The organism is Candidatus Nitrotoga sp. M5, from assembly GCF_927904885.1.
GTDB lineage: Bacteria > Pseudomonadota > Gammaproteobacteria > Burkholderiales > Gallionellaceae > Nitrotoga.
This window is the reverse complement of the sequence record NZ_CAKMNW010000035.1, coordinates 1-15,023: the sequence shown is the minus strand read 5'-3', so window position 1 is coordinate 15,023 and position 15,023 is coordinate 1. Positions and strand designations below refer to the sequence as shown.

Annotated in this window: 11 protein-coding genes; 9 read left to right on the top strand and 2 right to left on the bottom strand. The window is 43.3% G+C overall.

From position 1 onward, the window contains the following. Positions 1–20: 20 nt before the first annotated feature. The 4 genes from MJ770_RS08685 to MJ770_RS08670 all read left to right on the top strand — a co-directional run bounded on the left by MJ770_RS08685 (position 21) and on the right by MJ770_RS08670 (position 3,464). Complete coding sequence (locus MJ770_RS08685) at positions 21–1,811, top strand: L,D-transpeptidase family protein (protein ID WP_239252372.1); 1,791 nt, start codon at positions 21–23, stop codon at positions 1,809–1,811. A gap of 1 nt (position 1,812) precedes the next feature. Then, complete coding sequence (locus MJ770_RS08680; RefSeq protein WP_239252324.1) at positions 1,813–2,388, top strand: DUF882 domain-containing protein; 576 nt, start codon at positions 1,813–1,815, stop codon at positions 2,386–2,388. Positions 2,389–2,600: 212 nt separating this feature from the next. After that, positions 2,601–2,933, top strand: a complete 333-nt coding sequence (locus tag MJ770_RS08675; protein ID WP_239252298.1) for a transposase — start codon at positions 2,601–2,603, stop codon at positions 2,931–2,933. 204 nt (positions 2,934–3,137) lie between these two features. After that, on the top strand, positions 3,138–3,464 hold the full coding sequence (locus MJ770_RS08670; RefSeq protein WP_239252288.1) for a PRC-barrel domain-containing protein: 327 nt from the start codon (positions 3,138–3,140) through the stop codon (positions 3,462–3,464). Between the two features lie 480 nt (positions 3,465–3,944). Here MJ770_RS08670 and MJ770_RS15655 read toward each other — a convergent pair whose 3' ends face one another. Beyond that, positions 3,945–4,079 carry a transposase gene (locus tag MJ770_RS15655; protein WP_445083141.1) on the bottom strand — a complete coding sequence of 45 codons (135 nt, stop codon included), beginning with the start codon at positions 4,077–4,079 and terminating at the stop codon, positions 3,945–3,947. Between the two features lie 302 nt (positions 4,080–4,381). Further along, a complete protein-coding gene (locus MJ770_RS08665) occupies positions 4,382–5,641 on the bottom strand; it encodes a cation:proton antiporter (RefSeq protein WP_239252272.1) in 1,260 nt (419 codons plus the stop codon). 1,068 nt (positions 5,642–6,709) lie between these two features. Here MJ770_RS08665 and MJ770_RS08660 point away from each other — a divergent pair. The 5 genes from MJ770_RS08660 to MJ770_RS08640 form a co-directional block, all read left to right on the top strand. Further along, positions 6,710–7,918 carry a hypothetical protein gene (locus MJ770_RS08660; protein WP_239252257.1) on the top strand — a complete coding sequence of 403 codons (1,209 nt, stop codon included), beginning with the start codon at positions 6,710–6,712 and terminating at the stop codon, positions 7,916–7,918. A 1,019-nt stretch (positions 7,919–8,937) separates the two neighbouring features. Then, positions 8,938–12,177 (top strand): PAS domain S-box protein, encoded by a 3,240-nt coding sequence (locus MJ770_RS08655; RefSeq protein WP_239252240.1) that lies wholly within the window; start codon positions 8,938–8,940, stop codon positions 12,175–12,177. A 729-nt stretch (positions 12,178–12,906) separates the two neighbouring features. Further along, positions 12,907–13,107 (top strand): CsbD family protein, encoded by a 201-nt coding sequence (locus MJ770_RS08650; RefSeq protein ID WP_239252223.1) that lies wholly within the window; start codon positions 12,907–12,909, stop codon positions 13,105–13,107. Positions 13,108–13,331: 224 nt separating this feature from the next. After that, positions 13,332–14,558, top strand: a complete 1,227-nt coding sequence (locus MJ770_RS08645) for a PRC-barrel domain-containing protein (protein WP_239252206.1) — start codon at positions 13,332–13,334, stop codon at positions 14,556–14,558. A gap of 122 nt (positions 14,559–14,680) precedes the next feature. Then, positions 14,681–15,023: helix-turn-helix domain-containing protein (locus MJ770_RS08640; RefSeq protein ID WP_239252157.1), on the top strand; the 343-nt coding region annotated here is incomplete at its 3' end.

Sequence of the window (15,023 nt, the reverse complement as noted above, 5' to 3'; positions counted from 1 at the left end):
ATTTGGTAACAGTAGCAGCTATGCTGTCATTGCTGACGCTTATCATTCCTGTTATGGCAAGCGAATTAACAGCTCCGGCGATGGCTCAATCGGATAGTGCCGCTGGACATCTGCCATCTTCTCCTGTGGCCAAAACGATTTATCAGCTTCTCCCCACATTAAAGGGCGTTGCTCCTAAGGCGGGAGAGTGGCAACTGGAAGCATTGAAGAAATTTTATCAGCATCGGGATTATGTATCCATTTGGCTGGAGGAGGATGGGCGTTGGAAACGCGATATCAATCACTTTGCACAGGCACTCCGGCAGGCAGATAAAGAAGGATTGAACCCTGCTGACTACCAACTGTCGAAAGTAGCAAGCCAGACCAGAACAGATCAAACGTTGCAGGCTCTTGCGCTGCATGAAGTGCAAATGACCAATGGTCTACTGCATTATATCCGGGACTTGTCCGTAGGACGTGCGCATCCTTCCATGGAATTCCCGCTGCTATTTTTGATGCCGCAAAATCGTAATTATGCAACGATACTGGAATCTATTCTGAAGCACTCCGATGCGGAAGATATTGATGCAGCCTTTCGCGAACTAGCACCAAACCATGAAGATTATGCAAAGCTGAGGGCCGTATTAGCACGGTATAAATCATTACAAAGCCAGATAGATAGTTGGCCAGCGATTGAGACAGATGGCTTAATTCGTCCCGGGGAAAGCGATGCACGGCTTCCAAAAATTCGCCGCAATATGCAGTTGTTGGGTCGCTTGAAAGGACAGCAGGATATCTTTGACAATCTCGTGCAAAAAGCAAAAATTGAAAGAAAATCCGAACTCAATATTGAGAGTGCCGCAGATGCACAATCAGAGACTCCTCAGGCTAAAGCAGTGGCAGCAAACCTGTCCGATAACCCAACTTTCATTTATGACGAGGTAACGGAAAAGGCAATACGTCGTTTCCAAGAGATGAGTGGCTCGGCTGTTGATGGTGTCATCGGACCCAAAACCATTGCTGAACTCAATACGCCTGTTAAAGACCGAATTCGCCAAATCGAGCTCTCTATGGAGCGATGGCGCTGGCTGCCTGAGTCACTGGGGAATAAATACGTGCTTGTAAATATTGCAGGGTTCTATACAGAAGCAGTCGAGAATGGTAATGTGGTTATCCGTAGTCCGGTAATTGTAGGGCAAGTGGCACATCAGACTCCGGCATTTAGCAGTTATATCACCAATGTGAAATTCTATCCCGACTGGTCAGTACCCGCTTCAATTGCCAGGCGCTATGTTCTCGGTAAAATTCAAGATAATCCAGAGGTTATCCGGACATTTGGTTATGAAATATATGAGGGTGACGAGCTGCTAGATTGGACTGATGTGGATATTCAGACGCTGAAAAAAAGTGATTTCCCTCCCTACCGTTTCCGCCAGAAACCCGGTCTTAATAACGCCCTAGGAAGGGTGCGGTTCTCGATTAAAAATAATTATTCTATTTATATGCATGATACATCGGATCATTCATTGTTTTCTCAGTCCAACCGCGCCCTTAGCGCTGGATGTATTCGGGTACAAAAAAGTAAAGATATGGCGGCATTCCTGCTCGATGGGAATAGCAATATAAGTGCCGACGCTGCCCGTCAGAAATTCACCGCTATCGGCACTGAACTGAAATCAGAGTTTCACCCCCTCACAGCGAAAATACCAGTACATTTGGTGTATATGACAGCGTGGATTGATCCACAGGGGGATGTTAAATTTGGCCACGATATTTACGGGCGTGATGCAAAACTCGCAAAATCACTGACCCAAAAAAAAGGAGAGCTATAAAGTGAAAAATTTAGTTTTAATCTTTGTATTGTTATTTGGGTGGGTTCTGCCGGCTAGTGCTTTGGAGTCTGCCATAAAATCACCCTCCGTTACACACACTCCAATTCCGCAGCACAAGGTCGTTCCTGAGTTACCCAGCAAAAAACTACATATACGTTCTATTCATACGGGTGAAACTTTGGAAATAACTTTTTGGAAAGATGGGGCTTATATCCCCGATGCGCTTAGTCGTATGAACAACTTATTACGTGACCATCGCAGCGGCGATATAACCACCATGGATCCTGAATTGTTTATTCTGATTCATAGGTTATACGATGATCTTGATGCTACAGGCCCCATTGAAATTATTTCTGGCCATCGTTCACGCAAAACCAACAATATGTTGCGACAAAAAGGGCGGAAAGTTGCCAAGCGTAGCCAGCATATATTAGGAAAAGCCATGGATATTCGTATCAAATCCGTATCTTTAAAGAGGTTGCGGGACAAAGTATTGAGCTACGGAGTTGGAGGCGTAGGCTATTATCCTAACAGTAACTTTGTTCACGTTGATACAGGGCGACCACGATTCTGGTAAAGGATACGCTTCTGCGTAATGAAAAAATGGAAAATTAAATTAGGGCACCACTAAAAATCCAATTTTCATCACAATACCGCTTTACTCGAAAAAACTAACACTTACAAATCAAATGTATGCTGTGTTCAATAATTTACTCGCGCCTTGTCTTGCCTAGCTACGAGGTAAGCTGCGAAGCGGCTGCTCGCAAAATTGAATTTTAAGAGGCGCCCATGAGTATTTATGAATGTTTGATAAATGATCATCGAATGCACCATGATTTGCGTAGCACTGGCACTTATTTGGCGCACTGGGGTACCCCAAAAGTCGATAAGAATGCTTACGAGCAAAGTCCAAGCGAGGCAAAGGTATGGCTCGCGAAACACCAAGACGAGATTGAAGTATTTTATCTGCCGGGAGACAGCCCTGTGTTGAATCTAGATGAAATGCTGAATGCAGACTTTCAACAGGTAGTGCGTCCAAGGAACCCGCCCGAACAAAGGGCCAACTTCTCAAGACGAATACCAGCCACATGCACAAGCAGTAGTAATCACCCAAGCATGTAAAAAGCGGCTTTGAACATGCTTACGTAAAGTATACGATTTAAGTTCAACAGCTTATTTATAAATCAATATTATCGATTATGTGCGATTGCGTACAGATCATATCCATGATGCTTTGTTACTCTTGACTCAGGGTAAGTCAATTAAATATTGTCAGCGACAGTAAGAATTTGACCGCCCTAATTCTAATACTACAGGAGTAATATTATGCTTTTATCTGCAACTTCAATTATAGGTGACAACGTTAGAAACGGAGCTGGTGAAGATCTTGGTAAGATAGAAGATCTCATGGTATGCACAGTCAATGGTTCGGTTAAGTACGCTGTTTTATCATTTGGTGGTTTTCTTGGAATGGGTGACAAGCTGTTTGCGGTGCCTCTGGAGACGCTAACGCTTAATACTGCAGAAAAATGCTTTGTGATGAACGTTACTAAAGAACGTTTGGAGAATGCTCCGGGTTTTGACAAAGACAACTGGCCCGACACGGCTAGTGTAGAGTGGCAAGAATCAATTTCAAACTATTACATCCCATAGTTTAGTAAGCCGTTTACAGGTCGTTTAGCGGCGTTCAATGCAGCAGCATTTGGCCTGATTTTTTATGCTGCTGTTTCTCTCGGCTTGCTTCGTTATCAAAGTGGCTTGCTGTTTCATTCAACTTTGAATTGTAAAATGTCTGCTGTCGTTGCAAAGCAGTCTTATTAAAAATTAGGAAAATTTTCCATGAGTATGCATATACTGAAACGTGGTTTAGCTGTCATACTCTGTGTTGAGATTTTGAATTAATTAAATCACTCTCTTCTTGTTAGAAAACAATATTTAGAGCCGCGCGCACGAAGGCAAATAAAACCTGCAACAATACCATCAGGTTCATAACCAGAAAGATGCTATTATTCCATGCTTCACTAGTGCGGGATGTTTATACCCGGATGTAATTCACCTGCGCTTCCTTGCCCTTTGCCTTGCAATAAGACACGATTTGCCATTCGTTACGAATTGGTGGGTCGCGCATCCCAATCACCCGTCCAACTTCAAGCCAACAAACCAGCTTAACAGCGGTTTAAAGTTGATCTGCTCCATCAAGTGTCGCTTCGTACGTACCATGTACAATATTGGTAGCGTTTGCGCGCGCAGAAATCGTTTCGGGGCAATTGAAGAGCGGCCTGTATCCGAGTAACATCACTGTAAATAGTTTGTCCATCTCAACAGGGGCAATCCCACCATCTTGCGAATCGCCTAGTAATGGATGCCTTCTTGGAACTCGCTTTTCCAGTTGGATGTGGCTGAACAAGTGCATTGTTTGAACGTTTACGCCGCGTATTGTTATATCTCCACATTTCAATGGCGCTATTTTTACCAACTATCAACACTGGTGGAGTTTTTCAGCAGCCTGCTAGAAATAGCCAATCTGCGAAAAAAAAAACGAGATCTCAGACAGATCTCAAGTACGAATGTTATTTTTCCAGTTTGCGCATTAGCGGTGTAACTGTCACACCGTGGATCAGAATAGATGTGGCAATGACCAGCGACAGCAATCGCCACAGATCGCTTACATCGGTAAACTCACCATGATTGAGCGCATAGGCGAGATAAAAAATTGATCCCAGTCCGCGAATCCCAAAAAATGCGACGATATTACGCTCCAACATCGGCCTGCCAACACCGATCAGGCTCAGTGATCCGGTGACTGGGCGCACCAAAAAAAGGACGATAACGACGAATATTGCCTCGCGCCATCCGACTCGATATAACAATTCGCCGCTAACCAGCATTCCGCCAAAAAACACCAGCATAACCATCATCAATAACCGTTCGGCCTCATCGGCAAAATCGTGCATGCGTGTATTAAATTCATGACCGTCAGACGCGCGCCGGATTTGCAAGCCAGCGACAAACACAGCGAGAAAACCATAGCCATAGAGCGCCTCTGTCACGGTATAGGTGATCAATGTCGCACCCAGCGCAACAAACCCGTCACCGCTGCGTGAGAGCCGGGTGTCACTGGGCAGACTGTATAATATCCGCCCTAACAGCCAACCAGCGACCCACCCAGCGATGAGCCCGACTGTCAGTCTCAGCACGACGTCCTTTATTGCCCAGTCCGCAAGTTCAGCCATGCCGAACCCCGCAACACTGCCCAGTATTGCCAAATGAACGAACGGAAATGCCAGTGCATCGTTCAGTCCCGCCTCTGAGGTCAGCGCAAAGCGCGTCTCGTCCTCCTCGTTTGCCTTGGAAATGATCTGCACGTCGCTCGCCAGCACCGGATCTGTCGGGGCCAGACACGCGCCGAGCAGCAGAGAGGTGGCGATACCGAATCCAAACAGTAAATGGCCGGTCACCGCAATGCCGATAATAGTGAGTGGCATGGCGATGACTAGTAGTCGCCACGTCATGTTCCAGCGCCGCCACCCTAAAGGTCGCGATATTTTCAGTCCCGCACCCATAAGCGAGATGATTACGATCAACTCCGTGGCTTTTTCCACCAGTATCGGCGTTTTTAGCGGATTAGGAGAATAAACATCAAAAGGTGTGAAAGTGAATATCGCCATGCCAATGACAACACATAGAATTGGCAACGATAGCGGGAGCCGTCGCAACACGATCGGCATCCACGCGACGAGTAGAACAAGCACTCCAAACGCGAATAATATCGGCGTATAGAGCGCAAAAATGTCATACATGATATCGGGATGAACAATCTCGCTTTCCATGCGCAGATGTTTGCATACGCAACAGAAATTGTCACGCAGAAGTGGCCGTAAATGCTCCACTAAGCCACGCAACAGGGTTTACCCAAGCTACCACCAAGGCCAATGAGTTGGTACCGTTATCACAGGAAGAGCTTATTGCCGTACGCCGTGCAGTAAAATTGCTATTATTTACTCGGCCATTAAATAAGCAGACTTTTTGCCTGCACTTGCAACTCTATTTTCACAAACCAAACTTTGTGAGATGGCCTCCAAATTCTAGATCACAAGTTTCACCGTTTTGATGCCACGGATCCCTTCGAGGGGAAGCTTGGCTTTGAGTTAACCACTGAGATTTTACGCTTTCATACTGGTTTCAATCCTGTCTGACGCATCAAGCGCCCCCGATAGCGACCAATTTTAATGCCTTGAGGCCTCCTGCTTTGGTGACCATACGACGGTTGCAACAGCACTATGATTGGCCATGAAAGCAGCTCGTGGATATATGCTTGCTTTGCAAATAATTGATTTGGCGAGATGGCGCCTAACCTCATAAAAAAAACTGGAACGACTAACGTCCACGACATGGTAACTTTTATGAGTCAGGGATCGTTTTATTTTGCCACAAGCAAATAAGCGAGTAGCTCAGTTCAGTTCCGGGCTAAAGAAAGCTAAAAAATAGAGGGTTAAGGGATTCAGGCGTTATATGAATTATGTGGCCGCAGCGCTTCTTTGATGTTGCGCACCGATAGAGGCTCCAATAATTAATATTGTTTGTGTGAGATAGCGCACAGACCATCGTCAAGATGCCTTGTTATTCTTCTCTAGAGGGTCAGTCAAATTAATGAAATTTTGGTAAAACTCTCAAGAGGGACATGACGCCTTGTCCTAATATACTCAATGCTCGTGTAAAAGGTGCTTTATTTTTCTTATACCTATACCCAAGCTTCGACACATTGCTATGAAAACCTATTTCAGTGCTTAAGCTAGCTTATATTTTGTTAAAGGCCTTAAGGAATTAATGAATGCAAACATAAGATTAACGGCGTCTTCAAAATAGCAGCACTATAACTAAATATAAAGGAGACCATCATGGTAATAGAAACACAAGGTTCACCCGCAGCAGCAGTGGTTGCATTTGATATTCCGGTTAGTCATCGAATTAGCTGGGGAGCGATACTTGCAGGCGTCAGTTTGCTATTTGCATTAAGTTGGCTACTGTTACTGCTTGGATCCGCTATTGGAGTGGGCATCGCAGATGCAACAGATCTGAGCGCGATAGGAGACGGATTAGGTATTGGATCAATCATCTGGATTCTGTTCAGCGCAATAATTGCTACCTTTGCCGGCGGACTTCTTGCAGCAAAGCTAGCGGGAACATTTGATGATCGTATAGGTGCCTTACACGGACTCACCGTCTGGTCGGTTGGTACGCTGATTATCATTTTACTAGGTGCTTCTGGCATTGGCGGTGCAGTGAACGCGATAAGCGGTGCGATGGGGTCTGCTAATAAAGTAAGCACAACGGTCATTGCCGGTGCTACCAGCAACGATTCCGATAGCATGATTCCTGACGCGGTAACAACAAACATTGCCGCAGTGATGAAGCGTCAAGCATCTAAAGTGTTAAGTAGTACCGCAAGAGGTCCAAATAGCCCCAATAAAAAAGAAGTTCGTTCAGCAATTGAGTCTTTGAATGCTAAAGACGCTGCATCCATTACGAGCGCTCTGGTAGTAGGTGATACAGAAAATGCACGTAGTCAGTTAGCTCAGCGAACCAATCTATCAAATTCCGAGATTGACTCAATTATTGAAGGCGCCCAGCAAAAAGTGGAAAGCTGGAGTAAATCTGATGATGCTCAAGAAGCTCAACAATGGTTAACCGAGCAAGTAAAAGTCGTGAGAACCTCTGTAAGCAAATCGGTTAGCAACATGGCCGGAGCAGAAGTTTCATCACGAGAGATTAATAAAGCAATACAAGAACTAGATTCAGAAACAATGCTTGAGGCAGGGCAATACCTAATAATGGGTGAGCCCGAAATGACTAAAAATGTGCTTGCTGTAAATACGAACTTAACTGAGGAAGAAATTAACTCTATTGTTGATGGTGCTGAGCAAGAAACTAAGGAAATGATTAACGAAGTGAAAGCTAAGTTAAATAAAGCGTCTGAGGCGGCCGGAACATATTTGCAAGCAGTGCTTTGGTCTGCCTTTATAGCAGCAGCGTTAGGTATGCTAGCAGGTTTAGTTGGTGGTCACATGGGTGCTAGAGCAGTACGTCGTATTTATGCGGTTCGTTAATAATTAAACGAACATACGTATCCAAATGAACAAAAAATTAAAAAAATAGTGAGGTAAATAACATGAGAGTAGGATTATTAGGATTATTAATAATACTTTTAGTTGTAGGTGCCGTAGTCCAAAACGTCTACATTGGCGGAGTAGGTGGATTATTGCTACTTATTGTTCTTTTATTATTCTTAACGGGAAGGCTCTGACATTAGATGTCAACCCACGCGCAGTTGAATAGTTATTAATATACAGACGGTGATAAGTATATTTAAACATCACCTTGGTTAATAGAAAAATAAATTAAAAGCGCCATTACTCTTATCAGTAATGGCGCTTTTAATTGGAAGATGCGAATAGAGGAGGGGAGCTACGAGCGCCAACGTTTAATTAAATCATTGTGTGTGCTAGTAAACTTAGGTCGGTTAAGTGTGCATGCTGTGGCGTCACAAACCACTTCTTTATTCAACATGGTGAGCTGATAGAAAAGGAGGGCATACTTACTTGGTCGAGATAGAGACGGATATGACATTTAGCATGCGTTCAGGCTTAATTTCGCGATGAATCAGCAGTGTTAAGAGCTGGGATACCCCCGTCTCAGCAACGGCAGCTCGGTGTTTCTATATTGCCTGACCTGCGACTGCCAATGAACGGCAGGTTTAAATGCACTAGCTTAAAATTTATCAGGCTTTTGCCAACTGATGTATTATGCTTTCTGCTGGGGATCAGAATGCGAGTTAATCGGCGGGTTTAGGTGGCTATAGCTAGCAACCGCCGGTTGAAACGCTTTGAACTTGAATCCGCGCTATTTTAAATAAATCAAAAGTTGTACTAAATTTAGTACAAAGGGTTTGTTCCTCATACAGTTGTTTTCCAAGATATCCTAAAAATATTGGCTAACAGTATAATATTTGTCGTGATATTAAAGTCGATATCCTCCCTATGGATTTAAGGATGGTAGTCGATCAATTATGAATTCATGAATGTTGATAAGAAGTTCAGTATTCCACAATAACTGTTCAGGGATCTACATGATTGAAAAATTGCTTTCACTTATCCAAACCGAATCCCCGACCGCTACATTAAAACCCGCCCGTCGCGGCCAAGCGGCAGTTCATAAAATTTGCGCATTACAGAACGCCATTCTCAACAAGGCTGACTTCTCAAGCATTACAATCGATGAGAAGGGCGTTATTCAATTAGTGAATCTGGAAGCTGAGCGAATGTTCGGCTATACAGCCGCTGAACTAACAAACAAAATGACGTTGGCCGATATTATAGATCGTGAAGAAGTGATTCAGCGCGCCAAGGAGTTTGGTACAAAATTTGCATCCACACTCACATCTGATTCTGACATGTTGGCATTAACGGTTTCGCACGGTATTGAGGGCATGTGCGAGTTGAACTTGATCCGCAAAGATGGTGGACGATTTTCGGCCAAAGTGACAATAGAATCACTATCCGACGCACAGAATCAGCTTGTCGGATATCAGTTGATTGTAAGCGACGAGACTTCGTGCAAACAAGTTGATAGATGCTTGAACGAAAAAAAATATCGAATTCTCCTGGAGTCAATAGGTGAGGGCTATTGCATCATCGAAAAAATTGAAAATACTCTAGGTGGGCTTGATTTCTGCTTCATCGAAGCTGACCGAGCATTCATGATACAAACCGATTTAAAAAATGTGGTCGGAAAAACCTTAAGTGAAATGTCTCCTGATGTGCTTATGGTGAATCCGCTCATTTATAATTCCATCCTTCAAACGGGCGACTCGATAAAATTTGAACGTGGTCAATTGAGTGAAGGCAACGTATTGGAATTTACTGCCCATCGAATTGACGACCTGACTCACCATCGAATTGGCATCACCTTCAAAGATATTACTATTCATAAGCGCGCGGTAGATCGGTTGCGCTGTAGTCACAACACATTTTTCAATTTGATCAAAAATGCAGCCTTTGGTGTGTACATCGTAGATGCTCAATTTCGTTTGCGGCAAATTAGTATTGCGGCAGAAAAAGTATTCAGTAACGTCGATCCGCTGATCGGGCGTGATTTTGAGGAGATTTTAAGAATATTGTGGCCGGCACCCTTCGCTTCCGAGGTGGTGCGGCGTTTCCGCCACACGTTGGACACAGGTGAGCCTTACATCAATCACGATACGACTGAACGCCGCGAAAATACTGCAGAAGTGGAGTCCTACGATTGGCGGATTGAACGCATCATGCTTCCCGACGAGCAGTATGGTGTGGTCTGTTATTTTTATGACATCACCGAACGTAAGCAGGCAGAAGAAAACTTGCGAAAATCCGAAGAGCGTTACCGCAGTTTATTTAGCTCCATGGACCAAGGGTTTTGTGTGATTGAAATGATCTTCGACTCGCACAAAAAGCCGATCGATTACCGTTTTCTGGAAGTAAATCCTGCTTTCGAGAAGCAATCCGGATTACATGACATAGTAGGCAAACGGATTCGTGAAGTCCTCCCTAATCTTGAAGAATGTTGGATCCAAACTTTCGGTACCGTTGCCTTAACAGGTACCCCTATTTCCTTCGTTCGTGAGGTTAAATCGCTGAATCGTTGGATCGATATGTCTGCCGCCCGATTGGAAGGTGAAGAGAATCGGAATGTTGCTATCCTTTTCAGCGATGCTACAGAAAAGGTCATGGGGGCAGAAGCTTTGCGTCAAAGTGAAGCCCGCTTTCGGGCTGTATTTGATTGGGGGCCCATCGCAATGTATTTTTGCGATGCAGCGGGAGTAATCCAGGAAGTCAATCGGGGTGCAAGGACCTTATGGGGTCAAGAGCCTAGGGTAGGAGATACTGATGAAGCGTTTTGCAGTTCGCTAAAATTATCTTTTCCAGACGGAACTGAGATGCCTTACCGGTTAACTCCCATGGCTGAAGTGTTAAAGAAAGAGGTTCCTGAGCTAACTGATTTCGAAATCATGGTGGAGCAATCGGATGGCTCGTTACTTAATATCATTGCCAATATCGTTCAGCTAAGAAATGAACTGGGAGAAATTACCGGAACCGTAAATTGCTTTTACGATATCACCGAACGAAAACAGTTTGAAATGAATCTGAATCAAGCCATTGCCGAAGCTCAAAAAGCTAACCTCGCAAAATCAGATTTTCTGTCCAGTATGAGTCATGAGCTTCGCACGCCCCTCCACGCTATTTTGGGGTTCGCTCAACTCCTGCAGATTGGATTAACTACACCGACACCTTCACAGGTGTCGAGCATAGATCAGATTCTCAAAGGAGGATGGTATTTATTAGATTTGATTAACGAAATTCTCGATTTATCAGTGATCGAGTCGGGTAAAGTGTCACTGTCGCTGGAATGCGTGGCCGTGGAAGAAGTCATGGCGGAATGTCGTTCGATGGTCGAACCGCAGGCACAAAAACTGGGCATCCTTGTAAGCTATTCTCCATTAGACAATTCGTGGTTTGTGAGGGCTGATCGAATTCGACTAAAGCAGGTTTTAGTTAATTTGCTTTCCAATGCAATTAAATACAATCGAAGTGGAGGTAAAGTTGATGTACACAGTTTATGCACTGAAGGAAAAATTTGTATAGAAATAGTTGATACCGGTATAGGAATGTGCCAGGAACAATTGGAACAGTTGTTTCAGCCATTCAACCGACTTGGACGAGAAAGCAGTGGCGTGGAAGGTACCGGTATCGGTCTGATCATGACTAAACGATTGGTCGAACTGATGGGTGGTGAAATGGGTGTGGAAAGTACAGTAGGGGTAGGAAGCGTATTTTGGATCAAGTTGATGTCGAGTGTCTCACCCACAATCGTGCCTAGCGTTCAGTCTAAGCTCATCGCATCGGATTCAGCAACAGCTAAAAACTTTATATCACAACGTAAGCTGCTATATGTTGAAGATAACCAAGCTAATTTAAAATTTGTGGAACAATTAGTTGAAATTAATTCCGATATACATTTATTTAGTTCAGCGGATGGACATCTCAGCGTTGAACTCGCACGTGAGATTCAGCCCGCCGTAATTTTGATGGATATCAAATTGCCTGATATTAGTGGTATTGAAGTGCTTAAATTATTACGTCAAGATGAATTAACGGCACACATTCCAGTTATTGCTCTTAGCGCCAATGCCCACCCACGCGATGTTAAAGACGGTTTGACAGCGGGGTTCTTCCGTTATGTTACTAAACCAATTAAGGTCAAAGAATTTTTGAATATTTTGAATGAAGCATTTGAGTATGCTGAAAGTTCACGCACTCAGACGTCAGATTAGTTCCTTTTACTTTTGACAGTTTTTTATTTATCGATAAATGTCAGTAGGGTTGGTGAGTTTAGCCAATGTGCTAGCAGCCTGCCGGGCTTAAAAAAAAACGGGTACAAATTTAGCTGAGCGGTGTATATCCCGCCACTATTTTTGGCAATAGAACAACTGTTACCCTGCGAAACCATCCACACCTACCTGCGCTCAGTTTAATTTCCGCTACGATTCTTTAAGTCCGGCAGGCTGCTAGCTATGGGCAATTGATAAAAGCTGCCGAATAGTGTGCAACTGACCTCGAGCCAGCTTTGATTACCTTCAAAACTCATGGGAAAGTGCTTTACTTCTCCTATATCCAGACATTTTGTAGAAAATAATTGTCTTCGTCATACATTATATGAAGTTTGTGCCGCAGCGCTTCTTCGATTTTACGCATCGATAGTGGTCCCGATATTTATTGGCAACATATGCGCGATAGCGCACAGATCCTGTCCGAGATGCTTTGTTATTCTTAATTAGAGGGTCAGCCAAATAATGTGTCTTGGTGACACTCTTAAGAGTGACATGCATCGTGTTCTATATCTATCAGTTGGAGTGCTGTCTAAAGAGTGGGATGTATGTTTTATTTAAAGCCCATATTTTGACAGCATGAAATGATTAATTTCGTAGACATAGCAAAGCTCTTTGACTTAAAGCACTGGTTAGATTATTAGCCAGATTAATCAATTATCTAAGGAGCTACAAATGAATTCCGATATTTTAAAAGGAAAATGGGAGCAGCTTAAAGGCCAAACTCAAAAACAATGGGGTAAGTTAACCAATGATGATGTAGATGTCGTCAAAGGCAATGCTACAGAACTCTCAGGAAAAATTCAGGAGCGCTACGGCATCGCAAAAGACGAAGCTGACAAGCAAGTTGAAGATTGGTGTAACAAGCATAAGTAAGTAACTGCAGCTAATTTTAAGGAGACTCTGATCAAGTCGGATCATTTGAAGCAAGTACTTTAAGTCCCTGTGATTTTTCCGAAGATTGGCGCGATAGCAGGACTATGACGACTCACTTCGAAAAATTTCTAAAAGCATTTTATTCGCTTGAATTGCATCGATTTAATCAGTGTCTCCTTAAGTAGCTTTTATATATTTTATACAATCACAAATTGGAAGCTATTATGAAAATCAATAAACATACTCTCGCAGCATCTTTATTAGTAAGTAGTACTGCTTTACTTGGCCAAGCGTTTGCAGAGTCTCATAGCAAAGTGGATCACACTAAATCTATGGCCCAAACAACCACTCAGAATTCATCCAAAAATTCGTTTGGTAGTTCAGTCGAATATGGAACAAGACGAGGCACTACAAGTGCTTATCAAGTTCGTGCTGGAGAATTGATTGGTGAGACAGTCGAAAGACCTAATGGTGATAATCTTGGAGAGATTGATGATTTAATCTACTCTGAAACCGACAAAAGTATCATGGTTATTATTTCTGTTGGTGGTTTCTTAGGTATTGGTGAAAAACTTGTTGCAGTGCCGTACAAAGAGCTACGCGTAAGCGCTGATCGTGATGATATCTATCTCGACACTACAGAAGAGGCCTTAAAAGCCAAACCTGAATTCAAATACAATGATGACGAGATGTCCGGCCAAGCAATTAGAAACAAAAGAGAAAGAATGGCGAGAAATGCCCAAATAATGTCCTATGACAACTCAGTTGAGTACGGCAAATATCGTGGCGAAAAAAGCGCATACCATGTCCGTGCAAGTGAGCTCATTGGTGAGACTGTTGAACAACGAAATGGTGATAACATCGGTGAAATTGATGATTTAGTCTATGCGGGTGCTAATAATAAACTCATGGCAATTATTTCAGTAGGTGGTTTTTTAGGCATAGGTGAAAAACTTGTTGCTGTGCCTTATGACGAGCTTCGTGTCAGTTCAGATGGTGATGATGTTTATCTTAATTCATCAGAAAAAGCGTTGAAAGCTAAAGCTGAGTTTAAATATAACAAAGGTGAAGCGTCGGGTCGCGAGTTGAGAATGAATCGTGATAAAGTTGCCTCTAAAGTGCGCAAAAGCAAGTATGCAGATTCAGTAGAGTACGGCAAATATCGAAATGCAAAAAGCTTGTATCAAATCCGTGCCAGTGAAATAATTGGAGAGACTGTTGAAACGTCAAATGGTGATAATATCGGTAAAATCGATGATGTAATCTACTCTAGAACAGATAAAAAACTCATGGCAATTATCTCAGTGGGTGGTTTTTTGGGTATGGGTGAAAAGTTAGTAGCTGTACCTTACAACAAGCTTCGTATTAGTGCTGATGGTGATGATGTATATTTAGATTCAACTAAAGAGAAACTTAAAGCTATGACTTCGTTTAAGTATAGTGATAAGTAATTTGTACTAGTGTGATTTTAACTAGTCTCAATCTGATCTGACAATGCACTTGTAAAAGTGAGCGTTACCGAGTTTGATATGGGTGTCGAATCCGTCATCAAACATAAAGAAAGGTAACGCTCATGTTTCATACTAACAACCCAATCATTAAACATAAAGCAGGATTGCTCAATCTTGCTTCAGAGCTTCAAAACGTCTCCAAAGCCTGCAAGATTATGGGCGTATCAAGAGACACGTTTTATCGCTATCAAGAACTCGTTGAAACCGATGGTTTAGAAGGACTTATCAATCGCGAGCGCCGCGTAACTAATCTCAAGAATCGTGTTGACGAACATACAGAACAAGCCGTCATCGGTTATGCAGTAGACTTTCCAGCACATGGACAGCACCGCACCAGTAATGAATTACGTAAACGCGGTGTCTTTGTTTCAGGCAGTGGCGTCCGCTCTATTTGGCTGAGACACA